The following is a 20,400-nucleotide window of genomic DNA, read 5'->3' as shown; positions in this document are numbered from 1 at the left end:
CGCTATTCACTCCTTTTCCTCGAACACAACACATTTCGCGTTAATAGAAACTGTCTATTCACTCTCTTTTCTTGGGTACAACACATTTCGCGTCAATAGATGCTGGCTATTCACTCTCTTTTCTTGGGTTCAACACATTTCGCGTCAATAGAAGCTGGCTATTCACTCTCTTTTCTTGGGTTCAACACATTTCGCGTTAATAGAGACGCGCTATTCACTCCTTTTTCTCCAGTTCAAGCCATTTTGCGTTAATAGAGACGCGCTATTCACTCCTTTTCCTCGAACACAACACATTTCGCGTTAATAGAGACGCGCTATTCACTCCTTAAGTGAAGCGCTCCATAAAAAGGAGTGAATAGCCCCTCCCAAACCAAGCAGCACATTTAAAAAGGCGATGCCAAAGTGGCACCACCTTACTAAATGCAAGAGAATCAAGTCCAGCCCAGGAGCATTTCACGAATAAATTTACTTGCTGCAATTGGAGTTTGCTCTGTTGGATCATATATAGGAGCAACTTCCACTAGATCAGCTCCTACTACTTTCACGTCGGAACGTGCAATCAAATGGATAGCCTCAAGTAGTTCCTTAGAGGTAATGCCTCCCGCTTCGGCGGTTCCTGTGCCTGGAGCAAAGGCTGGGTCAAGTACGTCAATATCAATGGTTACGTAAACATTACGACCTGCTAGAGATGGAAGCACAGCCTTTAGTGGTTCGGCTACATCGAATTTACTCATATGCATGCCACTTGTTTTAGCAAACTCAAATTCAGCTAGTTCACCTGAGCGAATTCCGAAAGAGTATACATTTTCTGCACCAATTAAGCCGCATGCTTTACGAACCGGTGTGGAATGGGAAAGTGACTCACCTTCGTATTCCTCACGTAAGTCGGCATGAGCATCTATATGGATCAAAACAAGATCAGGATATTTTTTATGGAAAGCTTGAATCACTGGCCAGGTTACTAAGTGTTCCCCGCCGATACCAAGAGGGAATTTCCCATCTTCCAATAACTTTCCAATATAGTCTTCAATCATGTCCAAACTACGTTGGGGATTACCAAATGGTAGAGGAACGTCTCCCGCATCAAAATAACGAATATTTTCTAAATGCTTGTCCAAATACGGACTGTATTCCTCTAAACCAACGGATACCTCCCGAATACGTCTTGGTCCAAAGCGAGAGCCTGGACGAAAACTAACCGTCCAATCCATAGGCATTCCATAAATTACGATGTTGCTTTCCTCATAGGAAGGATTACTTTTAATGAAAACTTTTCCAGAATATGCGTCATCAAATCGCATGTTTATTTCACTCCTCTTTCGGGTCGATCTATTCCGTTAAATCTTTTACGAACTTCGGAAGCACAAAGGCAGCTTTATGAAGTTCTTTTGTATAATACTTTGCTGGTATTTCATGGAAGCGTTCCTCAGGGATCTCCAATGGGTCATGTTTCTTACTTCCCAGAGTAAACGCCCACATCCCACTTGGGTAGGTTGGAATGTTTGCCGTATACAAACGGGTGATTGGGAAAATCTCTTTTACGTCACGTACTACCTGGCGTATGAGATCCCCTTTAAACCACGGATTATCTGATTGGGCAACAAAAATGCCGTCCTCTTTAAGTGCCTTTGAAATACCTGAGTAAAATCCCTTAGTAAATAAATTTACAGCAGGTCCTACCGGTTCTGTTGAATCAACCATAATGACATCATAGGCATTGTCGCTTTCAGCAATATGCATAAATCCGTCGCCAACCTTCACTTCTACTCGCGGTTGATCTAAGTCACCGGCAATTTCGGGTAAATATTTTTTCGAATACTCGATAACCTGTCCGTCAATTTCAACTAGTGTCGCTTTTTTCACTTGGGGGTGCTTAAGTACTTCACGAATAACTCCTCCATCTCCTCCCCCTACAACTAAAACTTGTTCAGGGTTAGGGTGAGTGAATAAAGGTACATGGGCCACCATCTCATGGTATACAAACTCGTCCTTTTGAGTGGTCATGACCATTCCGTCTAAAATGAGCATATTTCCCCATTCCGCAGTTTCCACCATATCTAGCTGTTGAAAATCGGTTTTTTCCGAATGATACGTCTGTTTGATTCGAGCGGTGATACCGAAATTTTCCGTTTGCTTCTCGGTAAACCATAAATCCATGTTACATCTTCCTTTCTACGGTCAGTCCTACAGATTCTATTATTAGGACTAAACAATCAAATTATAGAGATATTCGAAAAAAAATCAACCCTTTTTCCATCCTAGGAAAGTTTACCCTTTATAGGTTTATTTTAAAAGCATTTTCCCCATACTAGTGGTAATCATTTTTTAGGAAAAGAGGGGTGGGCATGCTTCGTAAAATGAAATGGAAAAAGTGGGCCAAGGGAACAGCCTTAGCTGGTATACTCTTTTTCGGTCTAGGTGTTATCGGGTTGGGAAGCATTTATTTCTATGCCTATCTACAAGGTGAACCATCCCTTATTGAAAGCAATAATACGCTGATTTACGATTCTAAGGATCAAGTGATTGGGGTTATTAGAGGTGATGAGAATCGGTATTGGGTCCCTTTAGAAGAAATCCCTAATTTTATCATTGATGCAACGATAGAGGTAGAAGATCAGCATTTTTATACTCATAATGGATTTGACTTCAAACGTATCGCTGGTGCGGTCATTGCAGACATCAAAGCAATGTCCAAGGCGCAAGGTGCTAGTACCATCACCCAGCAGTATGCACGAAACCTATATTTAAATCACGAAAAAACGTGGAAAAGAAAATTAAATGAAGCATTGTATGCTCTTCGCCTGGAAATGTTTTATGACAAGGACACGATATTAGAGGGCTATCTTAATACGATTTTTTATGGTCATGGTGCCTATGGAATTGAAGCTGCAGCTCAAACCTATTTTCATAAAAGTGTGGAAGAATTATCTCCCGCGGAAGGCTTTTTCTTAGTTGGAATCCCAAAGGGGCCTACACGGTATTCCCCATACAACAATTTTGAATTGGCGAAAAACAGACAGCAACATATTATTAATATCATGGAGGATAGGGGATTTCTGACAAAGACAGAATCTTTGCTCACAAAGCGAGAAGTTCTTGATTTGAAGGAAAGAGGTACAACTTCGATACCATCCGTTGCCCCTTACTTTCAAGATTTGGTCATTCGAGAGCTTGGGAAAAAGCTAAACCTTACCCGCGAGGATATTAAAGGTGGCGGCTTCCGAATTTACACCACTCTAAATGTTGAACACCAAGCTGCCATGGAAGAAGAGGTTGAAAATACAATTAACACTAATTCTGATATTCAAATTGCATCATTGGCTGTTAATCCAAAGACAGGGGCTATTAGCGCTCTAATTGGGGGAAGAGATTTTGATAAAAGTCCCTTTAATCGAGTTGTTCAAGCGAAACGAATGCCTGGCTCTAGCTTTAAGCCTTTTTTGTATTACGCAGCATTAGAGAATGGATATGCTCCAAACACTATGTTACAAAGTCGGCCCACCGAGTTCGAGCTTGCGGATGGAACTGTTTATCAGCCAAGTAATTTTAATGGGTATTATGCTGATGCCCCAATTACACTCGCTACTGCACTTGCCCTTTCAGACAATATCTATGCTGTAAAAACGAATCTTTTCTTAGGTCCGGAAAAAGTTGCGAATACGGCAGAGAGATTTGGAATTCATGGTCCGATCCCGGCCAATGCATCGTTAGCCTTAGGTACGTATTCCGTTGCACCCATTGAAATGGCGGGTGCGTATAGTCTTCTGGCTAACAAAGGAATTCCAACATCTCCATATACGATTCGAAAGGTAACAGATACCGATGGGAATGTAATTTATGAACATGAAGATAAGAAGAAAAAACCTGTTCTCGATAAAAAACTAGCTTTTGTCTTATCCCATTTAATGACGGGAATGTTTGATGAACAACTCAATGGATATATGAGAGTTACTGGCGCTTCTATTGCGCCAGAGTTAACTCGACAGTATGCAGGAAAATCCGGTACGACAAGAAGTGATAGTTGGATGGTGGGCTTTAGTCCTTCTCTTGTCACTGCTGTTTGGACTGGCTATGATGATAATCGACATCTTGAAAAGACGGAGGAACATAGCTACTCCAAAAAAATATGGGCAGGATTTATGGAAGCTGCACATGAGGGTCAACCCTATGAATTATTCAAAGCACCCGATGGAGTCAAAGGTGTTTACATTGATCCTCATTCAGGACAGTTAGCCACACCCTACTGCCCCGCTCAACGACTAACTTATTTTGTACAAGGAACGGAACCTACTGAATATTGTACAGACCATATGCCTGATGGATCTGAAGAAACTGAAGAGCCAGAACAAGAAAAAGAAAAATCCAGATGGAGAAGCATTATAGATTGGATTTTCTAAAGATAAGAAAAGCTTTCCTTATCGTCAAGTCCTAATGGTGTTTTACTTACACTATCAACCGACTAAAACTATAAATTCTGATAGTATTAGAAAACTTGGCCTCGCCAAGCCTTTGTGGCGAATGCCTTAGTTGCACTTATGCAGATAGGAAAGTATAAAACTTTCCTATCTGCTAAGGAAAGCGCAAGCGCCCTTCGAAACAAGAAAAGCACTTGTTTCTGCGAAGTAGCTTTCCTTACTCGGCGCGAAGATTACTCGATGATGCTTTTCGCGGGAGCTAGACAAATTTTATACTTTTATCTTTTGAAAAAGACCGGCAGCATGGCCGGTCTTTTTCGTGTCCTAGTATAACTTGCATTAATTTTATTGTTCGAATTTACATATTTTTTAAATGTTTTCTTAAGAACTGACTCGTTTTATTTAAAAGCAGCTTTTAATTCCTCAGATGAATTTTCCCAAAAGTTCGGCTTAAATTCGATAAGGAAGTCTTTTAACAATTGCTTTGATAAACTATCCATATGCTCTACGATAATTTTTCCTTTTAAGGATTTGTCCATATGATTCACATGCTCTGGTAAAAGCTTGTAGCCGCGTCTAATTTCACGGTCTACAGTCATAAAACTTGCAGCAACTCCAGAGTAATGAGGTCCTTTTTCATTTTGTGAAACACAAACCCATGCAATCCAGTATGGCTTCCCATTAAGTACCTCCTCTTTATTTTTTAAAAATTTGATTCCCCGTTCAATGGTACTCCGTGCATGCATAGCTCCCATCTCAACGAAAGCCTTTTTCTCATTGGGGTCAACAATAACTGGAGTCATATTTTCTAAACTCAACGCGCCTACCCCGTATCCCCCGTGACCATCAGTGGAATCGTCCTTCATAATTGTAAATTGATTTTTCTTCTTCTCTTTATTTTGATCGAACATGACCCATCCTCCTTAAATAACCTTTGTATTCCTATTTTATCACAGCCGAGTTTTCTCTTCATCTATAGAAGGATTCTCAAAAATAATCACGAATAAAATAAATGTAAAAGAAGAAATTAAAAGATAGATAAAGGAGGATTTTTATGCCCATCGTTACCGTACAGATGTTAGAAGGCCGTACAGATGATCAAAAAAGAGCTCTTGTTGAGGAAGTAACCGCTGCCGTTACCAAAACAACTGGTGCACCAAAAGAAGCTGTTTCCATCATTATTGAGGAAATGTCAAAGAATCATTACGCCACTGCTGGTGTAAGAGCTTCGGATAAATAATTAATGAATAGTAAAAGACCGGCTGTGAGCCGGTCTTTTTTTGCCAGAAAGTATAAAATTTGTCTAGCTCCAGTGCCCTATCGACTAGAGTCGGTTCCCTCCTCTCCTTCGATAAGTCAACATCGATGAAGGAGGTTCGGTTAAAAAAGCTACATCGTGTTGGGACTGCGATTACTCGTCCCACCGAAATAATTCGCAACACCGAACGGACTCGCATCCTGAACCGTGTTTCCTTTATCTCGGAGGATCACCGCCACATCGTGTGGCAACGCCTACGTGACCCACATCTTGTGGGCCTCACCGCCTTACGTCGATGATCAAGGGCGCGTGAGCTTTTCTTATTTTGAGCTTATTATGATACTACTTTGATAGCTTAATTAATTCCATTTCTTTGTGAAATTTAATGCTCAAGTTATTTATTATATGCTCGTTTTCCATCCGCTTCGCGCTAATTTTCATGTTTATGTTCGGATATAAGAGGGTCTATGCTCAAAAATTGAAGTTTTATGCTCGGGTTTTCTCGACGTCCGCGCAACTCTGCCTTTCTATGCGCAAGTTATGTTTGCTAAGCGCATCTTTTATCATTTATGCTCAAAGTCAGGTAAACCTATGCTCAGCTTTTCTGCTGTCTTTCTTGTTTATGTTCAAATAAAGTTATGTCTACCTTTAAGAGCACTCCCGCGAAACTTAAACCCCTACTCTTGATTCACCCAACTTTTCTACGAACAAAACAGCTTCCTGCCATTCCTCTTTGCTATAATTCTGCTTATCTTTGACTGAAAGAACTTTATTTTTCAATGAATCTCCTTCTAACTCATCAAAATAGAGAATAGTAGAAACGAGTTCAAGAAAGCGTGAAGTTTGTTCGTTTAGCAACTTCACTTGGGAACTCACATCAGGAATAGGAGAAGGATACATCTGTAAAAAAGCGAGACCTTCCTCAGTCACTGTGTATCGATATTGTTTGTACCCGGACTTTTGTTCCTCAGACTCCGTTAAAAATCCCAAATCACAAAGCTCCTCTGTCCGGAGGGTAAGTTCCTCAGAATAAGGTCCATAAAAATGAAATTCATAGCGTTCTTCAAACGGGAATCCAAGTTTCTTCAAAATAAAAATCATCTTTTGGAGCTTTTTTCTCCCTACTACTTCCTCACTTTCAGCAAAAAACCGCATTAACTTTGCATGATTATTGAACATCAGAATCTCTCCCCAATATTTCAAGTATCCTTTGTTTCGTTTTACTTCTACTAGACATTGCCTCAATCCGATCTAACGGAAAATAAAGTTTATGATCCGTCCGCTTCTTTCCGGAGATAGCCTCTACTATTTCCGACTGTCTGGACAACTCACGAAGCTCTCCTGACGGCTGTAAAAGATGGATCGGAAGTCTCTCCCCTTCCTCTCCTGGGCGATAGAAGTCGTAAGGCAAATCAGAAGATGAATCCACAACCAAATAATATTCCGGGTCGAGCCCAGCCCGTTGAAATAGTTGGTGGAGCTCTAACCACTCGCTCATCGGTTGATTCGGATTAAACTCAATATATTTAAACAAGTTTCGTTCTACAAACCGTTGGCAAAGATCCCTAAGAATGGGATCTTCTTCTTCCATCCAAAGCTGAAAATAATAAAGCGCAACCGATTCGTCTAGTTTTAAATAAGCTTGTAGGTCGACCTTCCCCTTAAAGAAGCTTTCAAAGTGGATAGGAGCTAGTTTAAAAGTATATCCTTCGTCATACAAAGCCTTGGCTCGATGCAAAATTTTAGACAAAATCACTTCTGCACTTCTTGTAACCGGATGAAAATAAATTTGCCAATACATCTGATATCGGCTCATGATGTAGTCTTCTACTGCATGCATCCCACTTTGCTTAATGACTACCTGGTCCTCCATCGGACGCATCACCCGAAGAATCCGTTCCATATCAAAATGACCGTAGCTTACGCCCGTAAAATAAGCATCGCGCTGTAGATAATCCATCCGATCCGCATCTATCTGACTCGAAATCAAGCTTACAACCAGCTTATTATCATAGGTTTTATTAATGACATCAGCCACCTTTTGTGGAAAATCAGGCTCCACTCGAGACAAAACCCCATTCACCTTTGTATCCCCTAAGATGACCGCCTTCGTAAAATTTTCATGATCTAACTTGAACACTTTTTCAAAGGAATGGGAGAAAGGACCATGCCCCAAATCATGGAGCAATGCTGCTGCAAGACAAAGTAATCTTTCCCTCTGATCCCAATTTGGGCGATGTTCAAAGTTATCCAAGATGCGCCGTACGATTTCATAGACACCTAGAGAATGATTAAAGCGACTGTGCTCCGCTCCATGAAACGTCAAATAGGACGTCCCCAGCTGTCGAACCCTTCTTAACCTTTGAAACTCAGGCGTCCCAATTAAATCCCAAATCACTTGATCATTCACATGTATGTAACGATGCACTGGATCCTTAAAAACCTTTTCCTCACTTAACTTCAGGTCTCGATAACCCATAGCTTCTCCCTCACAACAATTCGACATTTTATTCCCGCATGGACGAAGCAAGCTTCACCAACAAGGATGAAAAATTTAATGTTTTATTTTCATGGCAGTAAAACCCCACCCCAAATCTTAAGTATAAGTAAAACAAGAAGAGGAAATGAGGGATAAAAGTATCCGATAGGTTCAAGGGCCTTTAGGTCATGCCCTTGGGTGCTAACAATCCATAGGTTTAAAAATCCCCCACGTTTTAAAGTTTCACTTTATCTATTATACACCCTCCAAACAATAGAAAAAACTCGGGATTAGCACCGAGTTTTTGTCGAATTCAGGTCCCACAAAGGGGAAAAAATTTTTTTCTGAGTTTTCGCTTTTCTATTGTCTAGCTCCGGTGCCCTATCGACTAGAGTCGCTTCCCTCTTCTCCTCTCGATAAGTCAACATCGTTTCACTCAGCGAATCGTGTTTCCTTTGGGACTACACGATGTGGGTCACGTCGGCGTTGTCACACGATGTGACGGCTTTAGCCGACGATCCTAATCTCGCCTTACGTCGATGTTCAGGGCACCTATGCTTTTCTATTGTCTAGCTCCGGTGCCCTATCGACTAGAGTCGCTTCCCTCTTCTCCTCTCGATAAGTCAACATCGTTTCACTCAGCGAATCGTGTTTCCTTTGGGACTACACGATGTGGGTCACGTCGGCGTTGTCACACGATGTGACGGCTTTAGCCGACGATCCTAATCCCGCCTTACGTTGATGTTCAGGGCACCTATGCTTTTCTATTTCCCGAGCTTCTGCTCTATTTTTTCAATTAATGTATCTTCATCAGGAGCCGAAATGGGACGATTATTTACAAAAGCAAAAGACTTTTTCCGCCCAGGCCCACAATAGGACTGACAACCAATTTTCACTTCAGCATCCGGGTCTATTTTTTCAAGACGAGGCAAGAGCGATTTAATATTTGTTGCTTGGCAATCATCGCATATACGAAACTCATTCCCCATTGACACCCCTCCTAACATAAGCTTGTCCATTGCACCTTCGTATTTTACATGAGAAAGATATACTGATGCAAGTTTGCTATACTATATAAGAGACCCATTCGAAAGATTACACGAAAGATCTTTTTTTCAGAGCTTGCAAGCATAAACTGGGATTATTGAGGAAAGAGTGAGCATTAGACTGAAAATGTCACGCATAAAAGAATATGATCTGAGCATTGTCTTCGACCAAGTTGCGCATTAACCTTGAAAAATGAGCATAGTAGAAATGAATTGAGCCTAAAAAGAATATGTTGCGCATTACATTAAAAAGACCGCGCATAAAACCTTGAATTTTGAGCATACCCTCCCCGATTTCCGAGCATTAATGGGGATAGTCACGCATAGACAAATTAATTTGAGCTTATAACAAGAATAACGAGCATACGTTTTATCGTTTCCTAAAAAACGCATTTAATAAACCCGAATCAAATCAAAGAACCTTCACGAGGAGAAATGAACATGAACGACAACCAACCCATCCGACTCATCGACCAATCTGATCTTGGACCAGGATTCTCAGCCATAGACTCCTTCGCCATCGACGACGCCCTCTGTCTATCCGTAGGAGACAACCTAAGCCCTTTTACCGCCAGACTATGGGTCCATCACAACACCGTCGTCCTTGGCATCCCAGATACCAGAATCCCATATCTTAATGAAGGCATTCAAAAACTAAAAGAATACGGCTATCAAGCCATCGTACGTAACTCAGGCGGACTCGCCGTCGTCCTAGATGAAGGAATCCTAAACCTATCCTTCATCTATCCCAACTCCAAAACACTCAGCATCCACGACGGCTACGAACACATGGTAAGCTTCATTAGACAACTCTATAACCAAAAAATCGACGCCTACACCATCGAACAATCCTACTGCCCAGGCGACTACGACCTCAGCATCAATGGTCAAAAATTCGCAGGCATCTCCCAACGACGCGTCAAAAACGGAGTAGCCGTCCAAATCTACCTATGCGTCGAAGGCTCCGGATCCCAAAGAGCTCAAATGATCCAAACCTTTTATGAAAAAGGGATACAAGGGGAGACTACCCGTTTTAGTTACCCTCACATCGACCCTTCATCCATGGCCTCCCTTTCTGAGCTGTTGGGTCAGAGCGTAACTGTAGGGGAGACTCGCAGACTTATCATGCAAAAACTTATGGAAAACAGCAGTGAATTCATCACAGGCTCCCTCACACCATTTGAAACCGAACACTTTCTCTCACGCAGAGAGAAAATGGTGGAACGCAATGAGCGAGCATGGGGACGGTTACACCGAAACCTTGATATGACAGGATTTTAAGTTGTTTATCTGTGTTGGTAGGGACAGTCCTCAGAATGGTATTGTTGAGACGTGAACTAGATTCGCGTGACTGTTTTCAACGTTTTTCACGATAACAAAAACACTTGTAAACATTGATACATTAAGCCCCAGCTGGTTTTTTGTTACAACCTATGAACCCATTCTACAAGGAACTCGGGGTTCTTGTCCCCACCTGGTGTTCCTGTCCACTCCTGCTGTTCTTGTCCCTCCCGGTGTTCCTGTCCCTCCCGGTGTTCCTGTCCACTCCCGGTGTTCCTGTCCCTCCCGGTGTTCCTGTCCCTACCGGTGTTCCTGGCCCTCCCGGTGTTCCTGTCCCTCCCGGTGTTCCTGTCCCTACCGGTGTTCCTGGCCCTCCCGGTGTTCCTGTCCCTCCCGGTGTTCCTGTCCCTACCGGTGTTCCTGGCCCTCCCGGTGTTCCTGTCCCTCCCGGTGTTCCTGTCCCTCCCGGTGTTGTATTTTTGCCGATATTAATTCTGCTTCTACTATATACCTTTTTGGAGCATACCCAATGTATTGAAAAGGATAGCAGGTGGTTACTGTTAATGCTTCTTCGCCTTTTGGTAGGAGCGCGGAACGATCATCTCTATCAACAATCCGTATGTTTTTTACACGATAAAGAAAGTCTCCTGCGTCATTAGAAATAATAATATCATCCTGGTACTTCACTTCTCCAAGCCTTCGGAACAATGTTTCTCTGTGTGCAGATAATACAATCTGCTGGTTTTCTCCTGGTTGTGCACTTTCCACCATATGTCCAACGCCTCTATTTAAAATCCATTCTGACGTTCCGTGGTAGATCGGAGCAGCCATATCTAAAACAGGTATGGTAAGCGTACCTATTTTATCCCCAAATTCTGGAGACTTCTTGTATAGATCAATATCCTGTTTTACATGAGTTGGTACTGTTTTTTCTGTTAAAGCACTACTTTGTATCTTCGGTTTTTCAACAGCTATAACACCCAGCATGTAGTGAGTGACACTCCAAACAAGTAGCCCTGCTCCACAAAGAACGAAAGCCCAAGCCAAAAATTTACGCTTCATTTTTTCTTAAAAGGAAAATTCCTGCCGCAATCAGCAACAGGGCTAGCAGAGCGTAATTCAGGTAAGGTGAAGCTGTATCCGGCAATTTTTTTTCGTGAAGCTCCGTCGTTAACTCTCCTGCCATATCACCGATATCAAGGAGATTCTCACTGGCCTGTAAAATATAATCAGATCCAAGCATTTCCGCAGAAAGCTCCATATCCGCTAATTGATTCCCTTGTCCATCAAAAAGCTGTACATATAACGCCTGGTCATCCATGGTTCCCATCTGTATTAGATCTGTATAAGAAATTTGGGAACGTTCTCCATTGGACACTAAGTAAAACGCCGGGTTTAACTGCATTAAAGAAATTGTTTGTTCCATAATTGAGAATAATTCATTTTGTTCAGCTTCTGACAACGATATTGGATCCTTGACCTCCAAGTATGGTTGGACACGGCTTTCTAAAGCTTTCATTTTTTCTTCCAATTCTTCCTCATCTAAAGAGGATAAATGACTAAGAACCGCATTAATTTCCTCTTTTAACATACCTATGTCTGCAAGCTCATACTCTAGTGCATCCATCTCCCCCTCATGTTCCCCATAGAAGGCAACGGCAAGCTCCAAATCCTCAATAAATTGATAAGTACTTGGATCATCATCATATTCGGAAAACAGCTGATAAAAATCATCACCTGTCATATTATAAGTAGCCAATAGTTCATTGAAATTCTCATCATTAATTGGTGTTCCAGTAAACCCATACAATTCTTCCATCGTTGAAATCTCTGCTAAACTTGTTTCAAAAAAGGATAAATAATCCTGCAATTCTTCCACAGACATGCCTGTTTCTGCTAAAAACTGATTTAGTTGATCCTGTGGAGGTTCTGCCCCAACGATTTGTGGAATCCCAACTAATACGACAAAGAGTAAAAATGCTAGTCCCATTCTTTTCATATCCTTACCTCCCAAAAGTAGTTATCGAATTTATGTTTCGAATCAAAAGGAAAAAATATGTATGGAACCTAATACTTAAATAAAACGGGCCTCTCCTTTATGAAAAATAAATCTTGCGAAGTACTCTCTCGTTTTATCCTTCACACCCTCTATGAAGAATAAATCTTTTGAAACGCCCTCTTGTTTTATCCTTCGTCGCCCTCAAAAATCAAAAAGCCCTGAACGTTCACATAAACGGTTCAGGGCTTTTTATTATATAGATTGTGCTGCTGTGATTATAGCTAGTTTGTATACATCATCTGTATTACAGCCTCTGGAAAGATCATTGACTGGTTGATTCAACCCTTGAAGGATTGGGCCCACTGCTGAAAAGTTTCCAAGTCGTTGCGCAATTTTATAACCGATATTTCCTGCTTCCAGACTAGGGAAAATAAAGACATTAGCATCTCCTTTTAGCACGGAATTTGGCGCTTTCTTTTCAGCTACAGATGGAACAAATGCTGCATCAAATTGAAATTCTCCATCAAGTACTAGGTTAGGCGCCTTTTCCTTCGCAATTTTTACTGCCTCACTCACCTTCTCAGTTTCCGGGGAAACAGCAGATCCTTTGGTTGAGAAGCTTAGCATGGCTACACGTGGGTCCATGTTAAACATTTTAGCTGTTTCAGCGCTAGCCAATGCAATTTCAGCAAGGTCATTACTGTCTGGAGCAATATTGATCGCACAATCAGCGAATACGTAACGTTCTTCTTCACGTACCATTATGAATACACCTGAAGTCTTTTTAATACCGGGCTTTGTCTTAATGATTTGAAGTGCTGGTCTTACAGTATCCGCAGTAGAATGGGCTGCACCACTAACAAGACCATCGGCTTCCTTCATATAGACAAGCATTGTCCCGTAATAATTTTCATCTTTTAGAATCTTTCTAGCTTCGTCAGGTGATGCTTTTCCTTTTCTTCGTTCTACAAAAGCCTCAACCTTTGCTTCAAATCCAGGGTCTTCTTCTGGGTCCTGTATTTCAATACCTTTTAGGTTGACTCCTAAACTCTCTGCCTTCTGTTTCACTTTTTCATCATTTCCTATTAATACAGGAGTGATAAGATCTTCCTGACTTAAACGAGAGGCTGCTTGAATGATTCTCTCATCTAACCCTTCTGGAAATACAATTTTCTTGTTAATTGGACCTAGTTTTTCCTTTAAACTTTGAAATAAGTCGCCCATGTTAATCCCTCCAATAATCTTCTGTTATATAGTTTACGCTTTTTTGTATTTAATGAAAAGCGGACAAGATACAGTAATAAAATTTGTTATTTTTATACTTTTCAGGTAAATCAATAAAGTGAAACTTCAATCAGTGGCCGCCCTCCGCTGATTTTTAGCAATCAAGGGTATGACCTAAAGGCCCTTGAACCAATCAGACATTTACCACGAAGCAAGTTTCACCAACAAGGATGAAAAATTTAATGTTTTATTTTCATGTGAGTTTATCCCCCACTTTTCGTTTCACATAATACTTGATGGGAGGGTATTACTGCCCGTGCGCGATAAAACTGTGACTTGTTTCACGCTATCGTTTTATTTTCAACTTCCTTTTGTGGTATAGTTATCTTGGAAATTACACAAAGGAGTGTTAGACATGAGTGAACCGGCAAAAACCTTAGATGGTTGGTATTCCCTTCATGATTTTCGCACAATAGATTGGATGTCTTGGAAAAACGCATCCAAAGAAGAAAGACAAGCTGCATTAGATGACCTTCAAAGTATGGTAGCAAAATGGAATGAAACTCAAGGTCAAAAAGAAGGAAGTCATGTGATTTATTCGATTGTCGGCCAAAAAGCCGATATCATGTTTATGATTCTTCGACCAACGATGGAAGAGCTAAATCTAATCGAGAATGAGTTTAACAAATCCAAATTTGCTGAGTATACTATTCCTTCTTATTCTTACGTTTCTGTCGTTGAATTATCCAACTACTTACCAACAGATAAAGACCCTAACGAAGATCCGGAAATTCAAGCGCGCTTAAAACCGATTTTACCAAGATGGGAGCATGTTTGTTTTTATCCAATGGACAAACGCCGTCAAGGAGAAGATAACTGGTATATGCTTCCAATGAAAGACCGCGGACAGCTTATGCGATCTCACGGTATGATTGGTCGCCAATATGCCGGTAAGGTTCGTCAAATTATTACAGGATCTGTTGGTTTTGACGATTGGGAATGGGGAGTTACATTATTTGCCCACGATGTTCTCCAATTTAAAAAATTGGTCTATGAAATGCGCTTTGATGAAGTAAGTGCACGCTATGGGGAATTCGGACCGTTTTATGTTGGAAACTTATTAAAAGATGAAGATATCCCCTCTTTCTTCTCTATATAAAGTGAAACTTCAATCAGTGGGGGATTTCCTCCCCCCACTGATTGTTAGCACCCAAGGGCATGATCTTGAACCAATCGGACATTTACAGGTAGTTTATCCCCCACCTACTCTTCTTGTTTTTGCTTAAGATTTGTGGTGGGGGTATTGCTGCCTGTAAATGCGGATAATCCAAGAATTTTGTATTCAAACCGTTTAGCAAATTGCTAAACGGTTTTTTAACAGATAGGAAAGTATAAAATTTGTCTAGCTCCAGCGAAAAAGCATCATCGAGTAATCTTCGAAGTTTTTGCCCCGAGTAAGGAGAGCTACTTCGCGAAACAAGTGATTTTCTTGTTTCGAAGGGCGCTTGCAGTTTCCTTATACTTTCAGAATTTATTACCTTTAGTCGGTGTAAGACTAAGACTTTTCACCATTAGGACTGCCCTTCATATATAAGAAAGCATCATACCCTTTTAAGAATACCTTAACAGTTTGTTTGTCTGACGTTTTAAAACGAAAATTCCCCTCCCTCTTTTCATTTTTGGAACATCATCCACCTAATTTGAATAAGATGAAGTTAGTTAGGCGTCATATTGATTAACTTTCAGGCATATCTTTTATATAGGAATAGGTGAAAAACCCATTATTCATTCCCATACTTTCATTCAAATCAAATACAATTTCCACCTACTTAGAGAATAATGTCAGGATATTGATGATGAGCATGTTCAAGATTTTACTACCACGAAAGGAGCTGAGTCCAACTAATGACTCAAAACGGAAACAACCCAACAGGGGCTAAGGGAACCCCAGCGTACAATTATCCCTACTATACTCCATACCCTACACCCGGAACTTATCCAATGACACCACCTACATTTAGTGGAGGTTACCCAACGAATGGGGTGACCTTGTCTAAGTCACAAACTGGGATTGATGTACCTGGTATGCTTCCGACAGAACAATCCTATGTTGAAAACATCCTACGCCTAAATAAAGGAAAGCAAGCTACTGTTTACATGACATTCGAAAATAACACCCAATGGAACGCCAAAGTCTTTAAAGGAATTATTGAAGCAGCAGGTAGAGATCATATCATTTTAAGCAATCCAAACACAGGTAGAAGATATCTACTTCTTATGGTTTATCTTGATTACATTACCTTTGATGAAGAGCTCCAATATGACATTACCTTTGGATGAACAGATACAGTATACTCTCCACGATAAAAGGGGAAATAAAAGGGACTGGCAATGCCAGTCCCTTTTATTTCTTACATGATAAAGTATAAAATTTGTCTAGCTCCAGCGAAAAAGCTTCCAAAGGCACTTGTGCTTTTTTAATACTATCAGCTATTTGTAACTTTGGTTGATAGGAATAGAAGAAAACTCAGTCTATCGCGATTGGAACTCGCACTCCAAGGTATAAGGGCTTCTAAAAAGCAAAATATCCTTTCAAGAATCCCTTTAACAACAATCCATATTTTCCCAAAACGAATGACGAAAGGATGATTTGTATGGGGCATCCCTCTCAAAAGTATTTTAGATTACATCAATTAATGCTTTTCTTATCTGTCGTTTCAGCAGTATGTGCCATTATTTATCATGAGACTAGCTTTTGGATTTTGTTCATCTTTTACTTCTTATCTCTAAGCCTTTTATTCGAGGGAATTGCCTACAGACTCATGCTTGAATCTATGCAGTTTTATAAACAGCTCATTAGAGCGATTATTCTGATTGTATTCTCAACTATGCTATATTTCTAAAGAAACTTTAAAAGAGAGTACCCAAATAGAACCCATCCAATAAGGAAAGCGACGCCGCCAAGTGGTGTAATCATTGCAAAAATTTTGATTTGACTCGTGCTGTAAATATATAAACTTCCTGAGAAAAGAATAATACCGATAAAGAAAAACCATCCAGCAGTACTTAAACTTGCGGCTTGAACTTTCATCATCAGCAAACCGACCCCTAAAAGTCCCGCAGTGTGAAACATTTGATAATCCACGGCCTTCTCCCAGGTTTTTAAAGCCTTCTCCGTCAATTTCCCTTCGAGCCCGTGAGCTCCAAATGCTCCAAGTGCGACCGCCAAAAAGCCATTAATAGCTGCTAGTAATAAAATTGTTTTCATTTCTATCTCCCCTTAAAAATCAAAAATAGAATCTCCATTTGCCTTATCATGCTCTACTTCATAATCATCATCAAGATTTTCTGTAACATCAGCTACAGATGGATACTTAGGATTGACATTATCTCTATCTTCTTCACTATCTGTAATAAGCTCTGTCATTACTTTTATAAAACGAACGTGTTTCAAGACTTTATCTTTTTGATCTGCATGAGCAAGAGCTTGATCAAGCTCTTTTTTCATTTTTGTTAGAATTTGTTGGTAAGTTACTCCTGGCAAATCTACTTCCTCCCTTATCAAAAAGTACCAAATTCAGTATATCATGATTTATGAATAGATAGAAAATCGAAGGACTTCCCCCATATATCTCCATTTGTATGAATTATTTGTGTCAAAACAACATTATTCATCCTTTTAGGGAGGAATTTTACATCGGTTTGTCGAATTAATAATTTGGACAAATACGCCGTGGAGGACTCTGTTTTGAAGAAAAAAAGTAGATTTCGTGGAAGTTGGACGATTATTGTAATGTCAGGTGCAGAAAAACGTTCACTTACCTTCAAGATTCCAAAACTGCTTGTAGCTTCATTGTTACTAATGTTTTTTTCAATAAGTATCGGCTTGTTTACTACTTATAATTACGCTGATCAACTTGGACAAAAAAATGCAGAATTGTCAAAGGAACTTGAAGGAAAACTTAGTGAGCTGACTGCAATTCAAGAAGACCAAGATTCATTAATCCTACAAGCTGTTAAAACTCAAGAAAAAATCGAACAACTTGAACAATTAGAAAATCAAATGAATGTTATTGTTACCTCTCTGGATTCCAATGGAATGGGAGGAGAAGAGATTAAGATTGAACAATTGTCCTTGTCAGATGAAGCAGATGGACAAATTAAGCAATATGCTAGTATTGAGAGTAGATTGCCTGATTTAGTTAAGCAATATGAAAATACTCTAGCTGAGTTAGAAACAGTTCAAAAAGACTTAACTGTCATCCCATCCATTTGGCCAACTACTGCTAATCGTATTTCTTCTGATTTTGGTGCGCGTCATGATCCATTTACATCTGTCTCAGCTATTCATGAGGGAATAGACGTGGCTGGACCATATGGTACTCCTATTTTTGCTGCAGCAGATGGTATTGTCATTTACTCTGCAAGACGAGGCAGCTACGGGAACCTAATTATAATCAAGCACAACAATCAATATACAACAAAATACGGTCATTTAAACAAAAGTCTCGTAGACGTTGGAGACAAAGTAACAAAGGGGCAACTTATTGCAGAAATGGGTTCAACTGGTCGAAGTACTGGTCCTCATCTCCATTATGAAATTATCAAAAATGGAAAGAACATTGATCCTATGCCTTATATGATTATTAGAATGAAAGAAAACTAACAATGAAGGAGCAGCCTATGCTAAGTAAAAAAAAGATCCAAGTTGATTCAGTTGATACAGTCATTGGTGCAGATACAATTTTAGAAGGTACCATTCGAACAAAAACAAGCCTTCGTGTGGAAGGTGAGATTCATGGAGAAATATATTGTGACGGAGATATTACAGTAGGAAAAGACGGTAGGATGGACCATCAGATATCAGCTCGAAACATTACACTTGCAGGTACTATAGAAGGTAATGTTGATGTACAAGAAAAACTACATATCCTTTCTTCTGGGAAATTAATAGGAAAAGTTACTATGAAGTCTCTCATGATTGAGGATGGTGCAACCTTCGACGGTGAAAGCAAAATGAAAACCGGCGAAGAGAAAGATTTGGCTAAACAAGAAGCAGCCGCTTCAAAAGAAGAACAATCTAAAGGAAAAAATAATAAAGAGTTAGGAAAACCCTGATGAACTGAATTCAGTCATCAGGGTTTTTTATTACAAGAAAAGTATAAAATTTGTCTAGCTCCAGCGAAAAAACTTCCTCGAGTAATCTTCGAAGTTTTTGCCCCGAGTAAGGAAAGCTACTTCATAGAAACAAGTGATTTTCTTGTTTCGAGGGGCAGCCTATCGACTAGAGTCGGTTCTACTGATATCCCTGCTTTTTAATGGAGAACTTTGCTTAAAAAGGATTGGGTTCTTTGATGTTGTGGGGTATCGAAAATTTGAGAAGGAATTCCTTCTTCAATAATCATGCCCTCATCCATAAACAAAACACGATCTCCTACTTCTCTAGCAAATCCCATCTCATGGGTAACGACTACCATAGTCATCCCCTCTTTGGCAAGATTTTTCATGACAGCAAGAACTTCTCCTACCATTTCCGGATCAAGAGCAGATGTAGGTTCATCGAAAAGCATAATTTTAGGTTCCATTGCTAAGGCACGCGCGATTGCTACACGTTGCTTTTGCCCACCAGATAAAGAATCAGGATGGGCATAGGCCTTTTCTTCCAATCCTACTTTTCTAAGAAGTTCCAGAGACTTTTCATAAGCTTGTTCCTTTCTCCATTTGCGGACCTGCATGGGAGCCAATGCTATATTATCAATTACTTTTTTATTTGGAAAAAGGTGAAACTGTTGAAACACCATTCCAACTTCAGTCCTTAACTTGTTTAAATCAGCTTTAGGAGTATTCCACTCTTCCCCTAAAATTTCTATTGAACCAGACTGAACCGTTTCTAAAAAATTCAAACAACGAAGAAAAGTTGACTTACCTGATCCAGATGGACCTATAACTACTACCACTTCTTCTTTTTTCACGTCAGTTGTGATCCCCTTAAGAACTTCATGATCACCAAAACTTTTTCTAATATCTTTTACATGAATCATTATTTAGCCCATCTCCTTTCCACCCATTGCAATAGATATGTTAGTCCTAGGACAATCACTAAATAAAGAAGGGCTACTGTAAGATATGGCTCCCATACTCTTAAATGCTGGCCGACAGCCGCTCTTCCCCAGTACATGAGTTCACCAGCCGCCAAAATACCCGCTAAGGAAGACTCTTTAATTAACATGATAAACTCATTTCCGATTGGTGGAACCATACGTCTTAATGCTTGCGGAAGTATAATATGCCTCATAGCTTGTCTATGTGTTAATCCCAGCGATCTTGCGGCCTCTGTTTGACCCTTATCAATAGATTCAATTCCGGCACGGAAAATTTCTGCTAAATAGGCAGACGAGTTTAAGCTTAACGTGATAATAGCAGACGTTACGGCTGTTCCATTAGAGAATAAAACTGGAACTACACCATAGTGAACGAGAAATAGTTGAACCAAGACAGGTGTTCCTCGTAAAAAATTAATATACCAAACAAAGGGAAGTCTTATAAACCATTTATGCGCCATTCTTCCGAAAGTAACAAATAATCCAATGACTGAACCAATTAAAATACCGGCTAACGATATCCCTATAGTTAACGCAGCACCCTGTAGAAAAAATGGTAAATATTCAACAATAATATCCCATCGAAAGTCCATATTC

21 protein-coding genes are annotated in these 20,400 nt (G+C 40.2%); 8 read left to right on the top strand and 13 right to left on the bottom strand.

Annotated features, from left to right (window positions below; all coding sequences use genetic code 11):
* Positions 1-431 precede the first annotated feature (431 nt).
* Together speB and speE are read right to left on the bottom strand one after the other, a co-directional pair.
* Positions 432-1,301 (bottom strand): agmatinase, encoded by an 870-nt coding sequence (speB, locus tag RZN25_08520; GenBank protein ID MEQ6376861.1) that lies wholly within the window; start codon positions 1,299-1,301, stop codon positions 432-434.
* A 28-nt stretch (positions 1,302-1,329) separates the two neighbouring features.
* Complete coding sequence (gene speE / locus RZN25_08515; protein MEQ6376860.1) at positions 1,330-2,157, bottom strand: polyamine aminopropyltransferase; 828 nt, start codon at positions 2,155-2,157, stop codon at positions 1,330-1,332.
* Between the two features lie 188 nt (positions 2,158-2,345).
* Here speE and RZN25_08510 point away from each other — a divergent pair, with 188 nt between their 5' ends.
* Positions 2,346-4,397, top strand: coding sequence for a PBP1A family penicillin-binding protein (locus RZN25_08510; protein MEQ6376859.1), 2,052 nt, complete (start codon positions 2,346-2,348; stop codon positions 4,395-4,397).
* A 416-nt stretch (positions 4,398-4,813) separates the two neighbouring features.
* Here RZN25_08510 and RZN25_08505 read toward each other — a convergent pair whose 3' ends face one another.
* A complete protein-coding gene (locus RZN25_08505; GenBank protein MEQ6376858.1) occupies positions 4,814-5,326 on the bottom strand; it encodes a YwhD family protein in 513 nt (170 codons plus the stop codon).
* Between the two features lie 143 nt (positions 5,327-5,469).
* Here RZN25_08505 and RZN25_08500 point away from each other — a divergent pair, with 143 nt between their 5' ends.
* Positions 5,470-5,655 carry a 2-hydroxymuconate tautomerase gene (locus RZN25_08500; protein ID MEQ6376857.1) on the top strand — a complete coding sequence of 62 codons (186 nt, stop codon included), beginning with the start codon at positions 5,470-5,472 and terminating at the stop codon, positions 5,653-5,655.
* A 687-nt stretch (positions 5,656-6,342) separates the two neighbouring features.
* Here the strand turns inward: RZN25_08500 and RZN25_08495 are convergent.
* From RZN25_08495 to RZN25_08485, 3 genes are all read right to left on the bottom strand, one after another.
* Positions 6,343-6,852, bottom strand: coding sequence for a YwgA family protein (locus RZN25_08495; GenBank protein MEQ6376856.1), 510 nt, complete (start codon positions 6,850-6,852; stop codon positions 6,343-6,345).
* Positions 6,842-8,152: an HD domain-containing protein gene (locus RZN25_08490; GenBank protein MEQ6376855.1), complete on the bottom strand. Its 1,311-nt coding sequence runs from the start codon at positions 8,150-8,152 to the stop codon at positions 6,842-6,844. The genes RZN25_08495 and RZN25_08490 overlap by 11 nt, the downstream gene beginning before the upstream one ends.
* A gap of 764 nt (positions 8,153-8,916) precedes the next feature.
* The gene (locus RZN25_08485) at positions 8,917-9,141 is read right to left on the bottom strand and encodes a DUF1450 domain-containing protein (GenBank protein MEQ6376854.1); all 225 of its coding nucleotides are present in this window, start codon (positions 9,139-9,141) and stop codon (positions 8,917-8,919) included.
* A 498-nt stretch (positions 9,142-9,639) separates the two neighbouring features.
* Between RZN25_08485 and RZN25_08480 the strand changes: the two genes are divergently transcribed.
* On the top strand, positions 9,640-10,479 hold the full coding sequence (locus tag RZN25_08480; GenBank protein ID MEQ6376853.1) for a lipoate--protein ligase family protein: 840 nt from the start codon (positions 9,640-9,642) through the stop codon (positions 10,477-10,479).
* Between the two features lie 408 nt (positions 10,480-10,887).
* Here RZN25_08480 and RZN25_08475 read toward each other — a convergent pair whose 3' ends face one another.
* The 3 genes from RZN25_08475 to pta form a co-directional block, all read right to left on the bottom strand.
* Entirely contained in the window at positions 10,888-11,526 is a 639-nt protein-coding gene (locus RZN25_08475; GenBank protein MEQ6376852.1) for a class D sortase, read from the bottom strand.
* A gap of 4 nt (positions 11,527-11,530) precedes the next feature.
* Positions 11,531-12,478: a processed acidic surface protein gene (locus tag RZN25_08470; GenBank protein MEQ6376851.1), complete on the bottom strand. Its 948-nt coding sequence runs from the start codon at positions 12,476-12,478 to the stop codon at positions 11,531-11,533.
* A 252-nt stretch (positions 12,479-12,730) separates the two neighbouring features.
* Positions 12,731-13,702, bottom strand: coding sequence for a phosphate acetyltransferase (gene pta, locus RZN25_08465; protein ID MEQ6376850.1), 972 nt, complete (start codon positions 13,700-13,702; stop codon positions 12,731-12,733).
* Between the two features lie 415 nt (positions 13,703-14,117).
* Between pta and hemQ the strand changes: the two genes are divergently transcribed.
* From hemQ to RZN25_08450, 3 genes are all read left to right on the top strand, one after another.
* Positions 14,118-14,861, top strand: a complete 744-nt coding sequence (hemQ, locus tag RZN25_08460; protein ID MEQ6376849.1) for a hydrogen peroxide-dependent heme synthase — start codon at positions 14,118-14,120, stop codon at positions 14,859-14,861.
* Positions 14,862-15,607: 746 nt separating this feature from the next.
* Positions 15,608-16,042: a spore coat protein GerQ gene (gene gerQ, locus RZN25_08455; GenBank protein ID MEQ6376848.1), complete on the top strand. Its 435-nt coding sequence runs from the start codon at positions 15,608-15,610 to the stop codon at positions 16,040-16,042.
* A gap of 314 nt (positions 16,043-16,356) precedes the next feature.
* On the top strand, positions 16,357-16,605 hold the full coding sequence (locus RZN25_08450; GenBank protein MEQ6376847.1) for a hypothetical protein: 249 nt from the start codon (positions 16,357-16,359) through the stop codon (positions 16,603-16,605).
* Here the strand turns inward: RZN25_08450 and RZN25_08445 are convergent.
* The gene (locus RZN25_08445; protein MEQ6376846.1) at positions 16,602-16,970 is read right to left on the bottom strand and encodes a DUF423 domain-containing protein; all 369 of its coding nucleotides are present in this window, start codon (positions 16,968-16,970) and stop codon (positions 16,602-16,604) included. The two genes, RZN25_08450 and RZN25_08445, sit on opposite strands and share 4 nt — an antisense overlap.
* 12 nt (positions 16,971-16,982) lie before the next feature.
* A complete protein-coding gene (locus RZN25_08440) occupies positions 16,983-17,246 on the bottom strand; it encodes a DUF5327 family protein (GenBank protein ID MEQ6376845.1) in 264 nt (87 codons plus the stop codon).
* 204 nt (positions 17,247-17,450) lie between these two features.
* Here RZN25_08440 and RZN25_08435 point away from each other — a divergent pair, with 204 nt between their 5' ends.
* Together RZN25_08435 and RZN25_08430 are read left to right on the top strand one after the other, a co-directional pair.
* Positions 17,451-18,368 carry a peptidoglycan DD-metalloendopeptidase family protein gene (locus RZN25_08435; GenBank protein MEQ6376844.1) on the top strand — a complete coding sequence of 306 codons (918 nt, stop codon included), beginning with the start codon at positions 17,451-17,453 and terminating at the stop codon, positions 18,366-18,368.
* Between the two features lie 17 nt (positions 18,369-18,385).
* A complete protein-coding gene (locus RZN25_08430; protein ID MEQ6376843.1) occupies positions 18,386-18,820 on the top strand; it encodes a polymer-forming cytoskeletal protein in 435 nt (144 codons plus the stop codon).
* Positions 18,821-19,017: 197 nt separating this feature from the next.
* Here RZN25_08430 and RZN25_08425 read toward each other — a convergent pair whose 3' ends face one another.
* Entirely contained in the window at positions 19,018-19,743 is a 726-nt protein-coding gene (locus tag RZN25_08425; protein ID MEQ6376842.1) for an amino acid ABC transporter ATP-binding protein, read from the bottom strand.
* On the bottom strand, positions 19,743-20,396 hold the full coding sequence (locus RZN25_08420) for an amino acid ABC transporter permease (protein MEQ6376841.1): 654 nt from the start codon (positions 20,394-20,396) through the stop codon (positions 19,743-19,745). The genes RZN25_08425 and RZN25_08420 overlap by 1 nt, the downstream gene beginning before the upstream one ends.
* Positions 20,397-20,400: the final 4 nt, after the last annotated feature.

This window comes from Bacillaceae bacterium S4-13-56, from assembly GCA_040191315.1.
Taxonomy (GTDB): Bacteria; Bacillota; Bacilli; order Bacillales; family JAWJLM01; genus JAWJLM01.
The sequence above is the reverse complement of the archived record's forward strand: the minus strand, read 5'-3'. Positions and strand labels throughout refer to the sequence as shown.

What these genes read in the sequence shown, in the direction of transcription:
- RZN25_08505 (MEQ6376858.1), bottom strand. Translation starts at nt 5,326, where the DNA reads ATGTTCGATCAAAATAAAGAGAAGAAGAAAAATCAATTTACAATTATG.
- RZN25_08490 (MEQ6376855.1), bottom strand. Translation starts at nt 8,152, where the DNA reads ATGGGTTATCGAGACCTGAAGTTAAGTGAGGAAAAGGTTTTTAAGGAT.
- RZN25_08425 (MEQ6376842.1), bottom strand. Translation starts at nt 19,743, where the DNA reads ATGATTCATGTAAAAGATATTAGAAAAAGTTTTGGTGATCATGAAGTT.
- pta (MEQ6376850.1), bottom strand. Translation starts at nt 13,702, where the DNA reads ATGGGCGACTTATTTCAAAGTTTAAAGGAAAAACTAGGTCCAATTAAC.
- RZN25_08500 (MEQ6376857.1), top strand. Translation starts at nt 5,470, where the DNA reads ATGCCCATCGTTACCGTACAGATGTTAGAAGGCCGTACAGATGATCAA.
- hemQ (MEQ6376849.1), top strand. Translation starts at nt 14,118, where the DNA reads ATGAGTGAACCGGCAAAAACCTTAGATGGTTGGTATTCCCTTCATGAT.
- RZN25_08495 (MEQ6376856.1), bottom strand. Translation starts at nt 6,852, where the DNA reads ATGTTCAATAATCATGCAAAGTTAATGCGGTTTTTTGCTGAAAGTGAG.
- RZN25_08420 (MEQ6376841.1), bottom strand. Translation starts at nt 20,396, where the DNA reads ATGGACTTTCGATGGGATATTATTGTTGAATATTTACCATTTTTTCTA.
- RZN25_08485 (MEQ6376854.1), bottom strand. Translation starts at nt 9,141, where the DNA reads ATGGGGAATGAGTTTCGTATATGCGATGATTGCCAAGCAACAAATATT.
- RZN25_08480 (MEQ6376853.1), top strand. Translation starts at nt 9,640, where the DNA reads ATGAACGACAACCAACCCATCCGACTCATCGACCAATCTGATCTTGGA.
- gerQ (MEQ6376848.1), top strand. Translation starts at nt 15,608, where the DNA reads ATGACTCAAAACGGAAACAACCCAACAGGGGCTAAGGGAACCCCAGCG.
- RZN25_08450 (MEQ6376847.1), top strand. Translation starts at nt 16,357, where the DNA reads ATGGGGCATCCCTCTCAAAAGTATTTTAGATTACATCAATTAATGCTT.
- RZN25_08470 (MEQ6376851.1), bottom strand. Translation starts at nt 12,478, where the DNA reads ATGAAAAGAATGGGACTAGCATTTTTACTCTTTGTCGTATTAGTTGGG.
- speE (MEQ6376860.1), bottom strand. Translation starts at nt 2,157, where the DNA reads ATGGATTTATGGTTTACCGAGAAGCAAACGGAAAATTTCGGTATCACC.
- speB (MEQ6376861.1), bottom strand. Translation starts at nt 1,301, where the DNA reads ATGCGATTTGATGACGCATATTCTGGAAAAGTTTTCATTAAAAGTAAT.
- RZN25_08510 (MEQ6376859.1), top strand. Translation starts at nt 2,346, where the DNA reads ATGCTTCGTAAAATGAAATGGAAAAAGTGGGCCAAGGGAACAGCCTTA.
- RZN25_08430 (MEQ6376843.1), top strand. Translation starts at nt 18,386, where the DNA reads ATGCTAAGTAAAAAAAAGATCCAAGTTGATTCAGTTGATACAGTCATT.
- RZN25_08445 (MEQ6376846.1), bottom strand. Translation starts at nt 16,970, where the DNA reads ATGAAAACAATTTTATTACTAGCAGCTATTAATGGCTTTTTGGCGGTC.